The 19,395-nt window shown below is 64.4% G+C and carries 17 protein-coding genes; 14 read left to right on the top strand and 3 right to left on the bottom strand.

Going from position 1 to position 19,395, the window contains the following annotated elements:
* The 7 genes from WBR68_RS15200 to WBR68_RS15170 all read left to right on the top strand — a co-directional run bounded on the left by WBR68_RS15200 (window position 1) and on the right by WBR68_RS15170 (window position 5,915).
* The gene (locus WBR68_RS15200) at window positions 1-1,176 is read left to right on the top strand and encodes a carbon-phosphorus lyase complex subunit PhnI (protein ID WP_230694644.1); all 1,176 of its coding nucleotides are present in this window, start codon (window positions 1-3) and stop codon (window positions 1,174-1,176) included.
* Complete coding sequence (locus WBR68_RS15195; RefSeq protein WP_050448815.1) at window positions 1,173-2,054, top strand: alpha-D-ribose 1-methylphosphonate 5-phosphate C-P-lyase PhnJ; 882 nt, start codon at window positions 1,173-1,175, stop codon at window positions 2,052-2,054. Before WBR68_RS15200 ends, WBR68_RS15195 begins: the two co-directional genes overlap by 4 nt.
* On the top strand, window positions 2,051-2,851 hold the full coding sequence (gene phnK, locus WBR68_RS15190; RefSeq protein WP_050448816.1) for a phosphonate C-P lyase system protein PhnK: 801 nt from the start codon (window positions 2,051-2,053) through the stop codon (window positions 2,849-2,851). The genes WBR68_RS15195 and phnK overlap by 4 nt, the downstream gene beginning before the upstream one ends.
* Window positions 2,852-2,859: 8 nt before the next feature.
* Window positions 2,860-3,579: a phosphonate C-P lyase system protein PhnL gene (gene phnL / locus WBR68_RS15185; protein WP_050448847.1), complete on the top strand. Its 720-nt coding sequence runs from the start codon at window positions 2,860-2,862 to the stop codon at window positions 3,577-3,579.
* 2 nt (window positions 3,580-3,581) lie between these two features.
* On the top strand, window positions 3,582-4,781 hold the full coding sequence (locus WBR68_RS15180) for an alpha-D-ribose 1-methylphosphonate 5-triphosphate diphosphatase (RefSeq protein ID WP_127185494.1): 1,200 nt from the start codon (window positions 3,582-3,584) through the stop codon (window positions 4,779-4,781).
* Between the two features lie 31 nt (window positions 4,782-4,812).
* Window positions 4,813-5,355: an MOSC domain-containing protein gene (locus tag WBR68_RS15175; protein ID WP_050448818.1), complete on the top strand. Its 543-nt coding sequence runs from the start codon at window positions 4,813-4,815 to the stop codon at window positions 5,353-5,355.
* Window positions 5,356-5,480: 125 nt separating this feature from the next.
* On the top strand, window positions 5,481-5,915 hold the full coding sequence (locus WBR68_RS15170) for a hypothetical protein (RefSeq protein WP_050448819.1): 435 nt from the start codon (window positions 5,481-5,483) through the stop codon (window positions 5,913-5,915).
* A gap of 52 nt (window positions 5,916-5,967) precedes the next feature.
* Here the strand turns inward: WBR68_RS15170 and WBR68_RS15165 are convergent, their stop codons facing one another.
* The gene (locus WBR68_RS15165; RefSeq protein WP_230694643.1) at window positions 5,968-7,257 is read right to left on the bottom strand and encodes a dicarboxylate/amino acid:cation symporter; all 1,290 of its coding nucleotides are present in this window, start codon (window positions 7,255-7,257) and stop codon (window positions 5,968-5,970) included.
* A 283-nt stretch (window positions 7,258-7,540) separates the two neighbouring features.
* Between WBR68_RS15165 and WBR68_RS15160 the strand changes: the two genes are divergently transcribed.
* Window positions 7,541-8,440, top strand: a complete 900-nt coding sequence (locus tag WBR68_RS15160; RefSeq protein ID WP_230694642.1) for an SMP-30/gluconolactonase/LRE family protein — start codon at window positions 7,541-7,543, stop codon at window positions 8,438-8,440.
* 103 nt (window positions 8,441-8,543) lie between these two features.
* On the opposite strand, the gene WBR68_RS15155 is transcribed toward WBR68_RS15160, so the two are convergent.
* Both WBR68_RS15155 and WBR68_RS15150 read right to left on the bottom strand, forming a co-directional pair.
* The gene (locus WBR68_RS15155) at window positions 8,544-10,211 is read right to left on the bottom strand and encodes an ABC transporter substrate-binding protein (RefSeq protein ID WP_230694641.1); all 1,668 of its coding nucleotides are present in this window, start codon (window positions 10,209-10,211) and stop codon (window positions 8,544-8,546) included.
* A 138-nt stretch (window positions 10,212-10,349) separates the two neighbouring features.
* Window positions 10,350-11,123 (bottom strand): IclR family transcriptional regulator, encoded by a 774-nt coding sequence (locus tag WBR68_RS15150; RefSeq protein ID WP_050448823.1) that lies wholly within the window; start codon window positions 11,121-11,123, stop codon window positions 10,350-10,352.
* 235 nt (window positions 11,124-11,358) lie between these two features.
* Between WBR68_RS15150 and WBR68_RS15145 the strand changes: the two genes are divergently transcribed.
* From WBR68_RS15145 to WBR68_RS15120, 6 genes are all read left to right on the top strand, one after another.
* A complete protein-coding gene (locus WBR68_RS15145; RefSeq protein ID WP_230694640.1) occupies window positions 11,359-12,681 on the top strand; it encodes an ArgE/DapE family deacylase in 1,323 nt (440 codons plus the stop codon).
* Window positions 12,682-12,771: 90 nt separating this feature from the next.
* Window positions 12,772-14,376: an ABC transporter substrate-binding protein gene (locus WBR68_RS15140; protein ID WP_050448825.1), complete on the top strand. Its 1,605-nt coding sequence runs from the start codon at window positions 12,772-12,774 to the stop codon at window positions 14,374-14,376.
* Window positions 14,373-15,350, top strand: coding sequence for an ABC transporter permease (locus WBR68_RS15135; RefSeq protein WP_050448826.1), 978 nt, complete (start codon window positions 14,373-14,375; stop codon window positions 15,348-15,350). The genes WBR68_RS15140 and WBR68_RS15135 overlap by 4 nt, the downstream gene beginning before the upstream one ends.
* Window positions 15,347-16,186, top strand: a complete 840-nt coding sequence (locus WBR68_RS15130) for an ABC transporter permease (protein WP_050448827.1) — start codon at window positions 15,347-15,349, stop codon at window positions 16,184-16,186. Before WBR68_RS15135 ends, WBR68_RS15130 begins: the two co-directional genes overlap by 4 nt.
* Window positions 16,186-17,859, top strand: coding sequence for an ABC transporter ATP-binding protein (locus tag WBR68_RS15125; RefSeq protein WP_230694639.1), 1,674 nt, complete (start codon window positions 16,186-16,188; stop codon window positions 17,857-17,859). The genes WBR68_RS15130 and WBR68_RS15125 overlap by 1 nt, the downstream gene beginning before the upstream one ends.
* On the top strand, window positions 17,852-19,291 hold the full coding sequence (locus WBR68_RS15120) for an amidase (RefSeq protein WP_230694638.1): 1,440 nt from the start codon (window positions 17,852-17,854) through the stop codon (window positions 19,289-19,291). The genes WBR68_RS15125 and WBR68_RS15120 overlap by 8 nt, the downstream gene beginning before the upstream one ends.
* The last annotated feature ends 104 nt before the right edge of the window (window positions 19,292-19,395 follow it).

Genomic DNA, 19,395 nt, shown 5'->3' with positions numbered 1-19,395 from the left:
ATGTACGTAGCCGTCAAAGGGGGCGAACGCGCCATCCTGAATTCCTACCGCATGCTGGACGCCTACCGGCGCGGCGACCGCGCGGTGCCCGAGCTGAGCCTGGACCAGATTCGCGAACAGATGCCGCTGGCCGTGTCACGCGTGATGGCCGAGGGCTCGCTCTACGATCCACAACTGGCCTCGCTGGCGCTCAAGCAGGCCGCGGGCGATGTGATCGAAGCGGTGTTCCTGCTGCGCGCCTATCGCACCACCTTGTCGCGTTATGGCTACACGCAGCCGATCGACACGGGCGCCATGCGCTTGCAGCGCCGTATTTCGTCCACCTTCAAGGACGTGCCGGGCGGCCAGATTCTGGGCCCCACCTACGACTACACCCAACGCCTGCTGGACTTCTCGCTGGAAGCGCAGCGCGAGGCCGATGCACTGCCCGCGGGCGGCGATGCGCTGGACAGCGCCATGCCGCGCGTGACGGATCTGCTGGCGCACGATGAATTGATCGACGCCGAACCCGTGCCCGAAGGCGACCCCGAGCCCTTCGACCTGACGCGTCAGCCGCTGGACTTTCCGGCCTCGCGCGCGGCGCGGCTACAGAACCTGGCGCGTGCCGACGAAGGATTCCTGTTGTCCATGGGCTATTCCACGCAGCGCGGCTACGGCAACACGCACCCCTTCGCAGCCGAAATCCGCTACGGCACGCTGGAAGTGGACATGTACATCGAAGAGCTGGGCTTTGCCGTCACCGTGGGCGAAATCGAAATCACCGAATGCCAGATGGTGAGCCAGTTCGCGGGCAATGCCGATGACGGCCCGAAGTTCACGCGCGGCTACGGCCTGACCTTCGGCTACGGCGAACGCAAAGCCATGTCGATGGCGCTGGTGGACCGCGCACTGAAAGCCCAGGACCTGGGCGAACGCGCCGACTCTCCCGCCAACGACCACGAATTCGTGCTGTACCACAGTGACAACGTCGAGGCGTCCGGCTTCGTCCAGCACTTGAAGCTGCCGCACTACGTGGACTTCCAGGCGAACCTGGAATTGCTGCGCCGCCTGCGCGCGGATGGGGCTGCGCAACACGCGTCAGCGCAAACCGCAGCGCAAGCCACATCGCAAACCGCGCCGCAACAGACGCCCCAAGCCGTCCCCAACGATCTCATCGACGAGGCTGTTTCCCAATGAGCGCCCAACACGCCACGGTCGAGCGCGACGACCACTACAACTTTGCGTATCTCGACGAATCCACCAAGCGCATGCTGCGCCGCGCGCTGCTCAAGGCAGTGGCCATTCCCGGCTACCAGGTGCCGTTCGGCAGCCGCGAGATGCCGCTGCCTTACGGCTGGGGCACGGGCGGCATCCAGGTCACGGCGGCCATCATCGGCCAGGACGATGTGCTGAAAGTGATCGACCAGGGCTCGGACGACACCACCAACGCCATCAACATCCGCCGTTTCTTCGGCCGTGTCACGGGCGTGGCCACGACGGAATCCACGCCGGACGCCACCATTGTGCAGACCCGCCACCGCATCCCCGAAACGCCGCTGCGCGAAGGGCAGGTGATGGTCTATCAGGTGCCGATTCCGGAACCGCTGCGCTGGCTTGAACCCAGCGAAACCGAAACGCGCACGATGCACGCGCTGGCCGAATACGGCGGCATGCACGTCAAGCTGTACGAAGACATCGCGCAGCACGGCCACATCGCCACCACCTATGACTACCCCGTCATCGTGAACGACCGCTACATGATGCGCCCGTCGCCCATCCCGAAGTTCGACAACCCCAAGCTGGACGGCAACCCCGCGCTGATGCTGTTCGGCGCGGGCCGCGAAAAGCGCGTCTATGCCGTGCCGCCGTACACCCGCGTCAAAAGCCTGGACTTCGACGACCACCCCTTCACCGTGGAAACCTGGACCGAATGCTGCGACCTGTGCGGATCGCGCGACAGCTATCTGGATGAAATCATCCTGGACGACGCGGGCACGCGCCGTTTCGTGTGCTCGGACACGGAATACTGCAACCACCGCCAAGCCGAACAACGCAACGACGAGGCCACGGCATGAGCCCGCAATCCAATACACAACCCAACACACAACCCCTGCTGTCCGTGCGCAACATGACGCGCACCTGGGATGGCGTGCATGGCTGTCGCGACGTCAGCTTTGACCTTTTTCCCGGCGAAGTGCTGTGCGTGGTCGGCGAGTCCGGCTCGGGCAAAAGCACCTTGCTGTCTGCCGTGTCGTACCAAACCCAGCCGGACGCCGGCAGCGTCTGGTACGACACGCGGGACCAGGGCTTCATCGACCTGGCCGCGCTGCCCGGCGCGCGGCTGCGCTTGTTGTCGCGCACCGATTGGGGCTTTGTGCGGCAGAACGCGCGCGACGGCTTGCGCATGCAGGTCAGCGCGGGCGCCAATATCGCCGAACGCCTGATGGCGGTGGGCGACCGGCATTACGGTGACCTGCGCGCCGTGGCGGGCAACTGGCTGCAAAAAATGGAGATCGACGCGGGCCGTCTGGACGACACGCCCGTGTCGTTTTCCGGCGGCATGCAGCAGCGCCTGCAGATTGCGCGCAACCTGGTCACGCACCCGCGCCTGGTGTTCATGGACGAGCCGACCGCATCGCTGGACGTGTCGGTGCAGGCGCGCCTGCTGGACCTGCTGCGCCAGTTGGTCACCGACCTGGGCCTGGCCGCCATCGTGGTCACGCACGACCTGGCGGTGGCGCGCCTGCTGGCGCACCGCACGCTGGTGATGCGCGGCGGCGTGGTGGTGGAAAGCGGGCTGACCGACCAGATTCTTGACGACCCCCAACACCCCTACACCCAGTTGCTGGTGTCTTCCATTCTGCAGAGCTGAACATGAACATGCGCGCAACCACTCCCATGATCGAGGTGCGAGGCCTCGGAAAAATGTTCACTTTGCATAACCAGGGCGGCATTCGCCTGCCCGTGCTGGACGCGGTGGATTTCGATGCGGCAGCCGGCGATTGCCTGGTGTTGGCCGGCCCGTCGGGCACCGGTAAAAGCACCTTGCTGCGCTGCCTGTACGGCAACTATCTGGCCACCGAAGGCAGCATCCGCGTGCGCGCCAACAACGAATGGGTTGAACTGGTGGGCGCGCCCGAGCAACGCATACTGGCGTTGCGCCGCGATGTCATCGGCTATGTCAGCCAGTTCCTGCGGGTGATTCCGCGCGTGTCGGCGCTGGACGTGGTGGCCGAGCCGCTGCGCATGGCGGGCGTGGACGCAGACGCCGCGCGCGAGCAGGCCGGCGCCTTGTTGCAACGCCTGAACGTGCCGCCGCGCCTGTGGGGCCTGGCGCCCGCCACGTTTTCGGGCGGCGAGCAGCAGCGCGTGAACATCGCGCGCGGCTTCATCGCGCGCCATCCCATCTTGCTGCTGGACGAACCCACGGCATCGCTGGACGCCGACAACCGCCGCGTGGTGATCGCCTTGATTCACGAAGCCCTGGCGGCCGGCCGCTGCCTGCTGGGCATTTTTCACGATGCCGAAGTGCGCGACGCCGTCGCCACGAAAACGCTGGCGCTGCGACCCGCGCTGGCCGAAACGGCTCCGCTGGAGTAATCATGCAAAGCACCTATCTGACCCACGCCCGCGTGGTGCTGCCCGACCGCGTGCTGGACAACAGCGCGGTGCTGATCGATGACGGCCGCATCGTCGCCATTGAACCGGATGGCGCGCGCGCGGATCGCGTGGTCGATCTGCAAGGCCAGACCTTGCTGCCTGGCCTGATCGATCTGCACTGCGACGCCATCGAAAAGGAAGCCGAGCCCCGTTCGCGCGTGCTGTTTCCTTTGGACTTCGCCGTGGCGCAGGTCGACCGCCGCAATGCCGCGGCCGGCATCACCACGCCCTACCATGCGCTGTCGTTCGCGAACAAGGATTTGGGGGTGCGCAATAACCAGACGGCGGCCGAAGTGGTGCGCACGCTGCGCGCATTCCGCCCACACAGCCTGGTGGATAACCGCGTGCACTGCCGCTACGAAGTCACGGACGAGACCTCGGTGCCGGTGCTGCGCGCGCTGATGGATGAGGGCGCGGTGGATCTGTTGTCGGTCATGGACCATTCGCCGGGGCAAGGCCAGTTCAAGACGCTGGAGTCCTACCTGCAATACATGATGGGCAATCATGCAATGAGCCGCGAGCAGGCCGAAGAGGCCGCCAACGCCAAGACGCGCGCCAAGGATGGCGCGGTGGAGCGGGTGGAAACGCTGTTGGCGCACGCAAAGTCCCTGGGCATTCCCAGCGCCAGCCACGACGACGATTCCGTTCAACGCATTGCCACGATGCGCAACCTGGGCGTGGCGATGAGCGAATTCCCGATCACGCTGGATACCGCCCGCGCGGCGGTGTCTTGCGGCCTGCCCACGATTCTGGGGGCGCCCAACGTGTTGCGCGGGCAAAGCCAAAGCGGGTCGATGCGCGCCATCGACGCCATCCGCGCGGGCGTGGCCAGTTGCCTGTGTTCCGACTACCAGCCATCCACGTTGATCGCCGCGGCGTTCGCGGTGGCGGCGCAAACCGACCTGAGCTGGCCACAGGCCATTGCCCTGGTCACGGCGAACCCGGCGGACGCCTGCGGCCTGTCGGACCGGGGCCGCATCGCCGTGGGGCAGCGGGCCGATCTGGTGGCGGTGGCGCAGGTGGGCGCCTTGCCATTGATCAGTCACACCTGGTCCGCCGGCCGACTGGTATTCTCCACGCACTATCTGCCGTCGCGCGCGCATGCGGCAGCGACTTGCGAGCCGCAATGGGTGGCGGCCTGAACCGCCGACGATGTCTTCCAGGAGAACCGCGATGAATCCGATCGTGATTGCCGTGGCGCTCAGCGCCACGCACACGTTCAGCAAGCCGGTGGTGCCGTCGATCATGTTGTTGCGTGGGCTGGGCGTTGATGGCGACGCGCATCAGGGGGTGACCGTCAAGCATCGCTCGCGCGTTCGCGCCGACCCCACGCAGCCGAACCTGCGCCAGGTGCATTTGATTCAGGCCGAGCTGCATGACGAGCTTCAACTGGCCGGTTTCAATGTGGCCGAAGGCACGATGGGCGAAAACATCACCACCCGGGGCATCGATCTGCTGGCCTTGCCGCGCGGCGCGCGCCTGCGCATCGGTGATGACGCGGTGGTCGAGATCACCGGGCTGCGCAATCCCTGCGTGCAGTTGGACCAGTATCAGAAAGGCTTGACGGCCGCCGTGCTGGGCCGCAACCCCGACGGCAGCCTGCAACGCCGCGCCGGCGTCATGGGGGTTGTGGTGGAGGGCGGGGCGGTCAGCGCCGGCGATGGCATCCGGATCGAGCTTCCCGCGCTGCCGCATTTGCCGCTGGAAAGGGTCTAGGGTCAAAAACATCGTCGCCGGTCAAAGACGGGTTGCCCGGCATCTGGTTAAATGGCGAAGGGCGTAACGGCCTAAGGCGCAGCCGGCCCTTCTCCGGCGCGCCATTCAATTTTCCGGAGCGCGCGATGGCACGATTCAATTTCAACCAAGACCCCGAAGAACCCGATCTGTGGGCGGCCGAAAACGTGCCCGTCGGCAAAGACCGACCCCCCATCCACGTCATGATTCAAACGGATGGCGAAGAGCCCGACAGCGGCGCATCCAAGGTGGTCAAGGCCATCATCGACAATCTGGACGATCACATCCTGGCGGCGGCCGAGTTCCTGCTGGATAACTATTCCTACGAGCACTGCAAGAAGCTGGGTCTGGAAGACGACCAACTGCTGCAGGAAGAAACCGCCGAAGCCATGGCCGAAAAAGCCGTGCTGCGTGCCCTGTGGCTGTTCGACGAAGACGGCGACGGCTACGAACTGTGGTTCACGCTGCCCTGGGATCCGGTCCACACCTACGACGTTGAGTTCGAAGACGGCGCGCCGGTGTCCTGCTCGGTGAACGACTGAATACTGTCGACTGAATCGGGTCGACCCGATTCAATCGACCCAACCCGTTCGACTACGCCTGGTTTTCGCTTGCGGTTGCCGACCCTGCCAGCGCGTGAGGGTCGTCCGGCTTGCCCTCCCGGTCATCTTCCAGTTTGGCGATGACCGCGGTGGCCAGGCTGTTTCCGACCACGTTGGTGGCCGTGCGGCCCATGTCGAAGAATTGGTCGATGCCCATGATCAGCAGCAGCCCGGCCTCGGGCAAATGGAACATCGGCAAGGTGGCGGCCACCACGACCAGCGACGCGCGGGCCACGCCCGCCATGCCCTTGCTGGTCACCATCAGCACCAGCAACAACGTCAACTGCTGGGCAAAGCTCATCTCGATGTTATAGGCCTGCGCGATGAACAGCACCGCGAAAGACTGGTACATCATCGAGCCATCCAGGTTGAACGAATAGCCCAGCGGCAACACGAAACCCGAGATGCGCTTGGACACGCCAAAGCGTTCCAGCGCTTCGATGGTCTTCGGGTAGGCCGATTCGCTGCTGGCGGTGGAAAACGCCAGCAAGGTCGGCTCCTTGATCAGCCCGCCCAGGCGGCGCGTGGACTTGCCCAAAAACAGAGCGCCAACGCCAAACAGAATGGCCCACAGCAGCGCCAGGCCCAGGTAGAACTCACCAATCAACTTGCCGTAGCTGACCAGCACGCCCAGGCCTTCGGTGGTGATGGCGGCGGCCATGGCGGCGAACACGCCCAGCGGCGCAAAGCGCATCACGTAATCGGTGACGCGGAACATGATCTTGGCCAGCTCGTCGATCAAGGTATAGATCGTGTTGTGACCCTTGCCACGGATGAACGACAGCGCAGCCCCGAAAAACAGCGAGAACACCAGGATCTGCAGGATCTCGTTGTTGGCCATGGCCTCGGCGATGCTCTTGGGGAACACGTGTGCAATGAAGGCCTTGAGCGTGAAGTCGCCCGTCTTCAGGCCCGAGGTGATGCCCGCGTCGGGTATCGCCAGATTCATGTGCGCGCCAGGCTGGAAGAGATTGACCAGCAGCAGGCCCAGCAGCAGCGATACGGCGGACGCGGCAATGAACCAGACCATGGCGCGCAGGCCGATGCGGCCCACGGCGTTGCCGTCGCTTATGCTGGCCAGGCCCGACACCAGGGTGGCGAACACCAGCGGGGCGATGATCATCTTGATCATGCGCAGGAAAATATCCGTGACCAGGCTGAAATACGAGGCAATGTGCGCGGCCGCTTGGGCGTCCGGCGCGGTCTTGTTGCAGAGATAGCCCACCAGGACGCCCAGCACCATGGCGATGCCGATCATGCGCGTCAGCTTTTTTGTATTCATGATCAAAATGGAAAACGTTTGCCCGCCGCGAAACAGCCGTGGGTAGGGGGCTGAGTCCGTCGGCACGGGGCGGGAAACGGGATCCGGTGACGGGTATGCCAGGGCAAAGCGCAATATGCGGGTTTTCCCTTGGGGCGCGATGTTAACGCTGCCCGCCTGACACGTAGTTGTCATGTTGGGGACGTATCCGTAACACCTTCGAGCATGCCAGAATGGGCCCGCCCGCCTTGCGGAGCACCCATAAGAACCGGCACCGACCGGAAACATAAAAGGAGATCAAGCAATGCCGAAACGCGAACTGTCCGTGCTGGCTTCCGGGTACACATATCTGGAAGGCCTGCGGTGGCACGACGACCGCTTGTGGGCGTCCGACTTCTATACCGAGCAGGTCATTGCCGTGGACCTGGCCGGCAACATCGAACAGATCTGCCGTGTGCCGCAGCAGCCGTCGGGCCTGGGCTGGCTGCCCGATGGCCGCTTGCTGATCTCATCCATGAAAGACCGCAAGGTGCTGCGCCGCGAGGCCGACGGCACGCTGGCCGTGCATGCCGACCTGTCGGCGCTTACGGGCGGCCCCATCAACGACATGGTGGTGGATGACCAGGGCCGCGCCTACGTGGGCAATTTCGGGTTTGACCTGATGGCCGGCGAGCCGGTCGCGACGACGACGCTGGTGCGCGTGGACACGGACGGCGTGGCGCAGGCGGTAGCCGAAGGGCTGTGCTTTCCCAACGGTTCGTTCATCACGCCGGACGGCAAGACGCTGATCGTCAACGAAACCTTCGGCAACCGGATCTCGGAATTCGACATCCTGCCCACCGGCGCGCTGGGCCCGCGCCGCGACTGGGCCAACTTCGGGCCATTGCCGGATAGCGACGACCTGTCGGTGTTGATTGCCGCATCGGCCATCGGCCCGGACGGCGGGGCGCTGGACGCGGAAGGCGCGCTATGGGTGGCTGACGCCATCGGCAAGCGGATTGTGCGGCTGGCGCGCGGCGGCCAGATTCTTGAGCAGATCGACACCGGCGAATTCGGCATTTTTGCAGCGGCGCTGGGCGGGCCGGATGGCCGCACGCTGTTCATGGCTGCGGCGCCGGATTTCATCGAAGCCAACCGCCGCGCCAAGCCCGAAGGCTGCATCCTGATGACCCGGGTGGACGTGCCGCACGCGGGCCGGCCTTGAGGGGAAGGCCCTGATGGGCCGGCCTTGATGCGGCTGCCCCTGATGGGCATGCCCCGATGCGGCTGCCCCAGGGGTTTGACGCCCAGGAGCCTGTCTGCGACGCCTACTGCGGCGACAGCCAGGCGTCGGCGTAACTCCCCACGGCGCCCAGCCCGGTCGTGATGGCGCCGTGCACCCGCTTGTCCAGATAGGTGGAGTAATTGGTGTCGTCTATCCAGGCCAAGGGCACGTCTTCCGCCAGAATCTTCTGGACCTCGGTGTACAGGCGTTGGCGTTCCGCGTCCGTGGGCGCGGTAGCGGCCTGGTCAAAGAGCGCGTCTACCTTGGGGTTGCGGTATTGCGAGGTATTGGTGAAGGCCAGGCCTTTCTTGATGTTGCTGCTGACGTAGGTGCGCGACACGCCGATCGCCGGGTCGCCATACTGGAACACGCCGTTGTAGGCCATGTCGAAATCCCAGTTGCCCATGCGGGTGGTCCAACCGCCCACGTCGGTGCTTTCGATGTCGATCACGATGCCGACCTTGCCCAGGCTTTGCTTGGTGTATTCGGCAATGCGGCGCTGCATTTCGCCGTAGGGGTTGGGGATCAGCCCCAGCTTTACGCGCACACCGTTGGCGTCCGGCTTCAGGCCCATTTCATCCAGCAGGGCGATGGCCTTTTTGGGGTCATACGGATACTGCTTGATGTTGGGGTCGTAAAAGCGCGTGTTGCGGTGGAACGGACCCGTGGATACGGTGCCCATGCCGAACATGATGCGCTTGGCGATGAAATCGCGGTCGATGGCGTACATGACCGCCTGCCGAAAGCGCTTGTCGTCCATGGGCTTGCGCGCGCCGTTCATTTCGATCCAGTGCAGCGTGGACCAATATTCATAGCCTTTTTGCGTCACATTGATATGCGGCAGCTTGGCCACGCGCGGCATGTCGAAGGGCTCGATGTCTTGCAGCCAGGCTTGCTGCACGGTGCGCTGTTCCAGCGCCAGGCGGCGCGAGGCCGCGTCCGGAATCACGCGGTAAATGATGCCGTCCAGATAGGGCCGGCCTTCCTTCCAGTAATGTTCGTTCTTGACCAGTTCAATATAAGAGCCGCGCTCCCAACGCTTGAACTTGAACGGGCCGGTGCCGACCGGGGCATTGTTGTGCGGGTTCTGCGCCATGGGCGTGTCGACATCGAACAGGTGCTTGGGCAGGATCACGCCGCCGCCGATGTCGAAGGCATACAGGAAAGCCGAATAACGTTCCTTCAGCTTGAACACCACGGTGTGGTCGTCCGGTGCGGTGATGTCCTGGATGTAGCGCATCAGCGCGCGCGTGCGCGGCGTGTTGGCCAGCACCTGCTTGTAGGAAAACAGTACGTCCGCCGAGGTGAAGGGCTTGCCGTCGTGCCATTGCGCGTTGGGCTGCAGGTGGAACGTATAGGTCAATTGATCGTCGGACACCTCCCAGGACTTGGCCAGGCTGGGCTGCGGCTTCAGGTCGAACGAATAGGTCAACAGGCTTTCGTAGACCTTGCCCGCCACCATCTGCGTGGTGCCCACCTGCTGCATGGCCACGTTCAGATTGGGCGGCTCGGGGTTCAGGATGGCGGTCAGCACACCGCCGTATTGCGGCTGAAGATCGGCCGAGGGCGGGGCGGCGATGGCGGTCGCGGGAGTGGCTAGTGTGGCGGTGAAGGCCGTGGCGGCCAATGCCGTGGCGGCCAGTGCCGTGTTGACAACGGCGGAGGCCAGCAGGCCTCGCGTCAGGGCGCGGCGGACGATATTGCACTTCAAGGCAAGTCTCCTTGGTTTTTAAGTATCACATATTGATACTGAGGAATCCAAGAGACTTATGGTGCAGCACTGGCCCAGGCCGCGCAAGGCGGCCAGGACTAGGGATATCCCGCGAAAGTAATAAGGCGAACGGCGCGTTCAGTTGCGGTTTGGACGACCGCTGAGCGCGCGCGCGGCCGATATAGCCAGTGAGCTGAAGCGCTGCGTGAAGGAATCCAGTGTCCATTCGGCCAGCAGGCCAGAGATATGGATGGCCGCGATGGGCCGGCCGCTGTGGTCGACGACCGCGCTGCCCAGCACGATCTCGCCCACCATGCTTTCTTCCAGGCAAATGGCGTAGCCCTGCACGCGCGCCTCGCGCACGCGCTGGCGGATCAGGTCGGGGTCGGTGATGGTCTTGGCCGTCAGCGGGCGCAAGTCGCTGCGCGCCAGGATGTCGTCGACCTCGTCATCGGCCAGATGCGACATGATGGCGCGGCCGCCCGACGACGAGAACGTCGGCATGCGGCGCCCCACCAGCGTGGCGTAGAAAGTCTGTCGCTTGCTTTGGCGGCGCAGCGCGTAAACGATGGTCAGGTCGTCGAACAGGCTCAGATCCACGCGCTCGCCGCATTCCTGCTGCAGTTGTTCCAGGATGGGGGTGGCGCGCTCCAGCAGCGGATGGCCGCGCAGGAAGTCGAAGGTTCGGTCCAGGATCTTCTTGCCCAGCACGTAGCCGCGCTGGTTGCTGCCGCGCTCCAGATAGCCCAGGGCCACCAGCGTGTGCAGCATGCGCTGGGTTGAGCTGCGGTCCAGCCCTGACAACTCTGTCAGCTCATTCAGGCTGAGCGGGCCGGGATGGTTCGAAAAAGCCTCCAGGATGCCGAAGCCTTTCGCCAAGGATTGGTTGAACCGGGTTTCGGTTGTGGCCATGTTGATCTACTCCAGTCTCTTTTCTTGTTTTCGCCGCGCGGCATCGGGCGGGCTATTCGCACGCGGATACGCACTGTAGTGGCAAATCGATTTCTGTCAGGGCTAGGGAAATTACCCATGGTTTGCGGCTTGTCCCGCAATTGTGCGAACTCTATCATGCCAAATATAGATATCTAGATATCAAATATTGATACCTACGAAATTCGCCGATTTCACATCCGACAAGGGGAAAGCAATGAGCAGCGTCGCAGCAGCCAGCCTGGACCAGGCCCGTATCGCCGAATCCGTCAGCCAGCTTCGCCAGTACATGACCGACACGCTGACCGGCTTCGTCCAGTGCCGCAGCCTGCCCGGGCAGGAAATGTCCGCCGCCGAGTTCCTGGAAGATGCCCTGGCGGATTTGGGCCTGGCGTCCGAGCGCATTGCGCTGCGTACCGAAGAACTGAAAAACCTGCCGCTGTATTCCCCGGCATGCTGCCCGGACGGTGGCCGCTACAACGTGCTGGCCCGGCACGAGCCGCGCAGCGCGGGCGGCCGGGCCGTCTTGTTCAACGGCCACCTGGATGTGGTGCCCACGGGCCCGCATGAGCTCTGGGATCCGGCGCCGTTTGACGGCGAACTACGCGATGGCTGGTTGTATGGCCGCGGCGCGGGCGACATGAAGGCCGGCATCATCTGCGCGCTGGCGGCGTTCAAGGCGCTGCGCGAGCTGGGCGTGCAACCTGCGGGTGCGGTGGGATTCAACGGCGTGCTTGAAGAAGAAAACACGGGCAACGGCACCCTGGCCACGGTGTCGGCGTTGCAAAGCGCCATCGCGGCGGCCAAGCTCAGTGCGTTCGACGCGGTGGTCATCCCCGAACCCACGCATGAACGCATGATGAGCGCGCAACTGGGCGTGTACTGGATGTACGTGGACATCGTGGGCCGCCCCGCGCACGCCGCCTACATGACCACTGGCGTCAATCCGGTCGAGACCGGCCTTCGCATCGTTGATGCCATGAAGCAGTTGGAACACGAATGGAACCTGCCGGAAAACCGGCACCCCGCCTATCGCGACCATGCACACCCCATCAACTTCAACCTGGGGCAGATCCACGCGGGCGACTGGAATTCATCGGTGCCCAGCGTATGCACGTTGGGCATGCGCATCGCCTGCTATCCGGACATGAGCATTGAAGCGGCCAAGCAATTGGTCGAGTCGCGCATCCGCGCAGTGGAAGCGGAATTGACCGACAGCGATGTACGCATCGACATACGCTACGAAGGCTTCCACGCGCCGGGCTGCGAGTACGACCTGGACGTGCCGGCCATGCAGTTGCTGGCCGACGCCCATCACCGTGTGGCCGGCGAAGCGCCGCAACCCACAGCGCTGACGGCCACCACCGACGGCCGTCACTTCCGACTGTTGATGGACGTGCCCGTGACCTGCTACGGCCCCAAGGTGCAGAACGTGCATGGCTTCAATGAATGCGTGTCGGTGGACAGCATGGTGCGCGTCGCCACTACCTTGGCGCTGTTTATCCACGATTGGTGCGGTGTGGAACCGCTGCAAGCCTGAGCCCCGGCGCGGCACGTGCCGCGGCGCCTTTCTCCGTTGTCTCTCGCGGCTGTTCACTCGCCGTTGTTCTTTCAATACGGAATCCCTGCCATGACATCCATCATCGCTCGGCGCGCCTTGGCGCGCTGCACCCTGGCCGTGGCCAGCCTCGTGCCCCTGTCCGTTCCGGTGGCGCAAGCCGCCGAAACGCCCCAGTACGGAGGCGTGCTGACCGCCATCCTGAGCCCAGAGCCACCTGCCTTGAACGTGGCGGTACAGCAAGTGGCCAGCACACAGCTGGTGGCCGGAAAGATCTACGAAAGCTTGCTGACCTACTCCTTCGACCTCAAGCCGCAGCCCGGCCTGGCCAAGTCCTGGGAGGTCTCGCCCGACCGCCTGACCTACACCTTCCATCTGCAACCCAAGGTGCAGTGGCACGACGGCAAGCCGTTCTCGTCCGACGACGTGGTGTTCACCTACACCAAGATTCTGGCCAATACGCCGCGCACTCGCACGTTGATGGCCAATGTGCAGGAGGTGTCGGCGCCGGATGCACAGACCGTCGTCTTCAAATTGAAGCAGCCGTATTCGGCGTTCCTGTATGCGTTCGACATCGGTGGCGGCGCCATCCTGCCCAAGCACCTGTATGACGTCGACACGCCCATCGGCCAGAACCCCAACAACAACGCGCCTATCGGCACAGGCCCGTTCAAGTTCAAACACTGGGAGCGCGGCTCTTACATTGAACTTGTCAAGAACGAGCATTACTGGAAAGAAGGCCGGCCCTACCTGGACGGCATCACTTATCGCGTGATTCCCGATTCCGCCTCGCGCCGCGTGGCGCTGGAACAAGGCACGGTGTTGCAAGCCTGGCTGCAGGACATCGAGCCGGTGGACGTGGCGCGCGTGGCCAAGCTGCCCACCATCACCCAGACCCACAAGGGATATGAGTACTGGTCGACCATGCAATGGATTGAACTGAACGGCGGCCGCCAGCCGTTTTCGGACAAGCGCTTCCGCCAGGCGCTGATGTACGGCATCAATCGCCAGTTCATCGTCGACAAAATCATGTTCGGTGCGGGCACCGTGGCCACCGGCCCCATCCATCACAACACGCGCTTCTATGACGCCAACGTCAAGAAGTACCCCTACGATCCCAAGAAGGCGATTGCGCTGCTGGACGAAATGGGCCTGAAGCCGGACGCCAAGGGCGTGCGCGCCACGCTTGGCCTGATCCCGCTGCCTTATGGCGAAATGCCGCGCCGCACGGCTGAATACATCAAGCAGAACCTGGCCAAGATCGGCGTGGCCGTCAGCATCGAAAACACCGATGTGGGCGGATGGGTCAGCCGCGTGGGCAATTGGGATTTCGACATGGGCGCCAACGGCGTGTTCCAGTACGGCGACCCGGCGATCGGCGTGTCGCGCACCTACGTCAGCAGCAACATCAAGAAGGGGATGATGTTCAGCAATACCTCGCAGTACAGCAACCCCAAGGTTGATGAGCTGTTCAATGCCGCCGCCACGGCGGCAACGGATGAAGAACGCCAGAAGCTGTACAGCGAAGTGCAGCGCATTCTTGTCGAGGACGTGCCAGTGCTGTGGGTGGCCGACACGAACTATTCGACGCTGCTGAACAAGCGCGTGCACAACGCGGTGACGACGGCGCTGGGCGTGGTGGATACGCAAAGCGATACCTGGCTGTCCAAAGAATGAAGAAGGTCGGCAAATTTCTGGCGAACCGGGTGGTCAAGAGCGTCCTGGTTCTGCTGATGATCGCGCTCTTCAACTTCTTCCTGGTGCGGGCGGCGCCGGGCGACCCCGCCGAAATCCTGGCGGGCCAGTCCGGCGCGGTGGATGCCGAGTTCATCGCCAAGTTGCGCCAGGAATTCGGGCTGGACAAACCCATTGCGGTGCAACTGGGGCAGTATCTGAAGAACGTGGCCACGTTCGACCTGGGCTACTCCTACCGCCAGCAAGCGCCGGTTTCCAGCTTGATCCTGCAACATCTGCCCGCCACGTTGCTGCTGACCTTGTCGGCCTTCGCGTTTGCGCTGCTGGCAGGCGTCAGCCTGGGCACGCAGGCGGCGCTGCGGGTGGGAAAGTGGGGCGACACCGTTATCACCACGCTGTCCATGCTGGCCTACGCCACGCCGTTGTTCTGGGTGGGGTTGATGCTGGTGCTGTTGTTCTCGGTCAACCTGGAATGGCTGCCTGCCTTCGGTTATGAAAGCGTGGGCGCGAACCTGACGGGGTTCGCCCGCCTGGCCGACGTGGCCAAGCATCTGCTGCTGCCGGCGCTGACCTTGGGCATGTTCTACATGGCGGTCTATGCCCGGCTGACGCGCGCGTCCATCCTGGAAATCAGCCAGCTTGATTTCGTCAAGACGGCGCGCGCCAAGGGCCTGTCCGAACGCACCGTCATCGTGCGCCACGTGCTGCGCAACGCGCTGCTGCCCGTCATCACGTACGCGGGTATCCAGGCGGGCGGCCTGATCGGCGGTTCGCTGCTGGTGGAAACCGTCTTCGCGTGGCCGGGTATCGGCCGGCTGGCGTTCGACGCCTTGATCCAGCGCGACTACAGCGTGCTGCTGGGCGTGTTCTTCGTGGCCTCGCTGATCGTGGTGGTGGTCAACCTAGTCACCGACATTTTGTACACGGTGGCGGATCCCAGGATCGAACTGAAATGAAAGCGTTCATGCAATCGTTCTGCCGCAACAAGGGCGGCATCATGGGCCTGATCGTGATCGCGCTGGTTACGCTGATGGCCATCACCGCCAGCTGGATCTTTCCGGACAGCCCCTGGGACATCATCAACGGCCCCTTCATGCCGCCGTTGTCGGACGGCGCCTTGCTGGGCACCGACACCCTGGGCCGCGACATCGCCACCGGCATCGCCTATGGGTCCCGCGTGACGCTGGTGCTGGCCGCCGTGTCCACGGCGGTGTCCATCCTGGTGGGCATCACGGTGGGCGCGCTGGCGGGCTTTTATGGCGGGCGGGTCGACCAGGCCATCGTGGGCTTCATCGAACTCTTCCAGACCATTCCCAGTTTCTTCCTGGCGGTGGTGCTGGTGGCCATCCTGACGCCCAACATGGCAACCGTGATCTTCGCGATTGCGGTGGTGTCCTGGCCGCCCCTGGCACGTCTGGTGCGGGCCGAATTCATGAGTCTTAAGAACCGCGAATTCGTGCAGGCGGCCATGCTGGCCGGCCAGTCCAACCTGCGCATCATCCTTACGCAGATCCTGCCCAACAGCCTGTCACCGGTGATCGTGTCGGGCTCGCTCATGATCGCCAGTTCGATCCTGCTGGAATCGGCGCTCAGCTTCCTGGGCCTTGGCGACCCCAACGCCATGACGTGGGGCTACATCATCGGCGCTTCACGCAGTGTGTTGCGCGACGCCTGGTGGATGAGCGTATTCCCCGGCGTGGCGATTCTGGTGACGGTGTTGTCGCTGAACCTGATCGGCGAAGCGCTGAACGACGCGCTTAATCCCAAGCTGGCGCGCAGGAGGACGACGTAATGGGTACCGACTACACGAAGGCCGCCGGGACGACTTCCAGCGCCGCCAGCGCGCTGCTGGACATCCGCGGGCTTAGCGTAACGGCTGCGCACGGCGGACCGACCGTGGTGCAGGACGTGTCTTACACCGTCAACCGCAACGAGATCCTGTGCGTGGTGGGGGAATCCGGTTCGGGCAAATCCGTGACGGCGCACGCCATCATGGGCCTGCTGCCAGCCGGCCAACTCAGCGTCACGCAGGGGCAGATCCTGTACGGCGGGCGCGACCTGGTCGGCTTGTCAGCCACCGACTGGTACGGCTTGCGCGGCAAGTCGTTCGGCATGGTGTTCCAGGAACCCATGACCGCGCTGAATCCCATCATGCGTGTGGGCCGGCAGGTGGACGAAGTGCTTGAACGTCACACCACGCTCAGCGTCGCGGCGCGCAAGCAACGCGTGCTGGAATTGTTCGAGCAGGTGTTGCTGCCGGATCCCGCCGCCATGATCGACGCCTTTCCGTTCCAGTTGTCAGGCGGGCAGCGGCAACGCGTGGTGATCGCAATGGCGCTGGCGCTGGAGCCCGACGTGCTGATCGCCGATGAACCCACGACCGCGCTGGATGTCACGACGCAGGCGCAGATTCTGGGTCTGATCAAGGACATCCAACGGCGCATGGGCATCGGCGTCATCTTCATCACTCACGATTTTGGCGTGGTGGCCGACATTGCCGACCGCATCGTCGTCATGCGCAAGGGCGCGGTGGTGGAGGCGGGCGCTGCCCAAGATATCCTGAACCGCCCACAGCATCCCTATACGCGCCAGTTGATAGCCGCCGTGCCGCACAAGCCCCAGGGCAAGGAAGAGGCCGGCGCGGCGCCCGCGCTGATGGTGGTGGACAAGCTGTGCAAGACCTTTGCCACGGGCGGGCGCCGGGTCGATGCATTGCGCGATATCTCGCTGGAGATCCGGCAGGGCGAAACGCTAGGCCTGGTGGGGGAGTCTGGTTCGGGCAAGTCCACCTTGGGCCGTACGTTGATCGGCTTGATTTCACCCGACAGCGGCAGCGTACGCATGGAGGGCCAGGAACTTGTCGGCATGAAGCCACGCGACTTCCGCCCGTATCGCCGCCAGATCCAGATGGTGTTCCAAGACCCTTACGCATCGTTGAACCCGCGCCACCGCGTGATCGAGGCGGTGGCGCAAGGCCCCATCGCCTTTGGCGCAAGCCGCAAGACCGCACTGCGCGACGCGCGTGAATTGTTGGAACTGGTGGGTTTGGGTGGAGACGCCGGCGACCGCTATCCGCATCAATTCTCTGGTGGGCAGCGTCAGCGCGTGGGCATCGCCCGCGCCCTGGCCTTGAAGCCCCGGCTGCTGGTGGCGGACGAAGCGGTGTCGGCGCTGGATGTGTCCATTCAGGCCCAGGTGCTGGACCTGCTCAAGACCGTGAGCGGGCAGTTCGACCTGTCCGTGCTGTTCATCACCCACGACCTGCGCGTGGCGGCTCAAATCTGCGACCGCATCGCCGTGATGCGCCAAGGGCAACTGGTGGAGTTGGAACGCGCGGCCACCATTTTCTATCACCCGCAACATGAATACACGCGCCGCCTGATCGAATCGGTGCCGGGCAAGGCCTGGAACAAACCCGATCTGGAAGCGCTGTCAGACCCCTCAAGGAGCAAGCAGTATGCGTGACACCGAGTATCAGGCGCTGGACGGGCTGGCGCTGGCCGACTTGTTGGCAAGGAGCGAAGTCAGCCCCGAAGACCTGATGGCCTGCGCCATCAAGCTGGCGCAAGAACGAGCGCCAGCCATGAATGCGCTCTGTTACGAGCGCTATGAAGAATCGCTGGACGTGGCGCGCGCCTGGCAAGCCCGGGGTGTGTTTGGCGCGATCCCGTTCCTGCTGAAGGATTCCGGGCTGGCGCACACGCGCTTTCCGTCCAGCCTGGGCTCCCGCCTGCTGAACGACACGCGCTATGCCCGTAACGCCACCCTGGCCGACCGCTTTGAAGCCGCCGGCCTGATTCCGTTCGCGCGCACCACCGTGCCCGAATTCTGCATGGCGCCCACCACCGAGGCCGCGCGCAACGGCGGCCCCACCCGCAACCCCTGGGACCCGACGCGCTCGACCGGCGGCTCCAGCGGCGGCGCGGCGGCGGCGGTGGCGGCGGGTATCGTGCCCTTGGCCCACGGCAGCGACGGCGGGGGTTCCATCCGGATTCCCGCCGCGGCTTGCGGCGTGTATGGGCTGAAGGTGTCGCGGGGCCGCGTGCCCATGGGGCCGCTGCGTGGCGAAGGCTGGGGCGGCCTGGCGACCGATGGCGTGCTGTCGCGTTCGGTGCGCGACACGGCGGCCGCGCTGGATGCCATCAGCGCGCCGGAGCCGGGCGCGCCCTACGCAGCGCCCGCCGCCCCGGGGTCATATCTGGACTTGCTGGCCAAGCCGCCGCGCAAGATGCGCATCGTGGTGTGGCGCAGCGCCTTCAATGGCGTGGCCGTGGCGCCCGAGTGCGTTGCCGCTGTCGAGCGGGCGGCGGCGCTGTGCCGGGAGCTGGGCCACGAGGTCGTGGACGGCACGCCACCGGACATCGAGTACGACGCCTTCGTGCAGGCCCACGCCAATGTGCTGGCCGGCAACATCGTGCTGTCGGTGGACACGCGGCTGGGCCTGACCGGCCAGTCCTTGAACGACGATGATCTGGAACCCGTGCTGCGCCAGGGCTACGAATATGGCAAATCACTGCCGGCCGCGCAGTACATCGGCAGCGTGAATCGTTTCCACGCCATCGGCCGCATCCTTGACAGCTATATGCAGGGCTACGACGCCATCCTGTCGCCCTCGCTGACGCAACTGCCGTTAAAGCTGGGCGAGTTGTCCACGGCCCACGGTTCGTTCCTGGACTTCCGCCGCAAGGTCGCCACCTATGGCACGTTCTCGGCGGCGTTCAATGCGTCGGGCCAGCCGGCCGCCAGCTTGCCGCTGGTCTGGACTGATGCGGGTCTGCCGGTGGGCGTACAGGTGGTGGGGCGCTATGGCGACGAAGCCGTGGTGCTGGCCTTGTCGGCCCAACTGGAAACGGCCCAGCCCTGGGCGGGACGCATCGCCGTGCCGGATGCTGTCTAACGGACGGCCCGGGGGATCAGCCCCCTAGGCAGGAGTTTCGCGCGTCGGGGCGGCTTTGGCCGCCCCTTGTCCATCATGCTTCCGGTCGACCCGCGCGGGGCTCG

This window comes from Achromobacter sp. JD-1 (assembly GCF_038594925.1).
Taxonomy (GTDB): Bacteria; Pseudomonadota; Gammaproteobacteria; order Burkholderiales; family Burkholderiaceae_B; genus Achromobacter; species Achromobacter spanius_C.
This window is presented reverse-complemented; position numbering and strand designations above follow the sequence as displayed.

Excerpts from the sequence above, each read along its gene's own strand:
- phnL (WP_050448847.1), top strand. The coding sequence starts at position 2,860 with ATGCGCGCAACCACTCCCATGATCGAGGTGCGAGGCCTCGGAAAAATG.
- phnK (WP_050448816.1), top strand. The coding sequence starts at position 2,051 with ATGAGCCCGCAATCCAATACACAACCCAACACACAACCCCTGCTGTCC.
- WBR68_RS15175 (WP_050448818.1), top strand. The coding sequence starts at position 4,813 with ATGAATCCGATCGTGATTGCCGTGGCGCTCAGCGCCACGCACACGTTC.
- WBR68_RS15125 (WP_230694639.1), top strand. The coding sequence starts at position 16,186 with ATGGGTACCGACTACACGAAGGCCGCCGGGACGACTTCCAGCGCCGCC.
- WBR68_RS15135 (WP_050448826.1), top strand. The coding sequence starts at position 14,373 with ATGAAGAAGGTCGGCAAATTTCTGGCGAACCGGGTGGTCAAGAGCGTC.
- WBR68_RS15200 (WP_230694644.1), top strand. The coding sequence starts at position 1 with ATGTACGTAGCCGTCAAAGGGGGCGAACGCGCCATCCTGAATTCCTAC.
- WBR68_RS15170 (WP_050448819.1), top strand. The coding sequence starts at position 5,481 with ATGGCACGATTCAATTTCAACCAAGACCCCGAAGAACCCGATCTGTGG.
- WBR68_RS15145 (WP_230694640.1), top strand. The coding sequence starts at position 11,359 with ATGAGCAGCGTCGCAGCAGCCAGCCTGGACCAGGCCCGTATCGCCGAA.
- WBR68_RS15180 (WP_127185494.1), top strand. The coding sequence starts at position 3,582 with ATGCAAAGCACCTATCTGACCCACGCCCGCGTGGTGCTGCCCGACCGC.
- WBR68_RS15150 (WP_050448823.1), bottom strand. The coding sequence starts at position 11,123 with ATGGCCACAACCGAAACCCGGTTCAACCAATCCTTGGCGAAAGGCTTC.
- WBR68_RS15165 (WP_230694643.1), bottom strand. The coding sequence starts at position 7,257 with ATGAATACAAAAAAGCTGACGCGCATGATCGGCATCGCCATGGTGCTG.
- WBR68_RS15195 (WP_050448815.1), top strand. The coding sequence starts at position 1,173 with ATGAGCGCCCAACACGCCACGGTCGAGCGCGACGACCACTACAACTTT.
- WBR68_RS15130 (WP_050448827.1), top strand. The coding sequence starts at position 15,347 with ATGAAAGCGTTCATGCAATCGTTCTGCCGCAACAAGGGCGGCATCATG.
- WBR68_RS15140 (WP_050448825.1), top strand. The coding sequence starts at position 12,772 with ATGACATCCATCATCGCTCGGCGCGCCTTGGCGCGCTGCACCCTGGCC.
- WBR68_RS15120 (WP_230694638.1), top strand. The coding sequence starts at position 17,852 with ATGCGTGACACCGAGTATCAGGCGCTGGACGGGCTGGCGCTGGCCGAC.
- WBR68_RS15160 (WP_230694642.1), top strand. The coding sequence starts at position 7,541 with ATGCCGAAACGCGAACTGTCCGTGCTGGCTTCCGGGTACACATATCTG.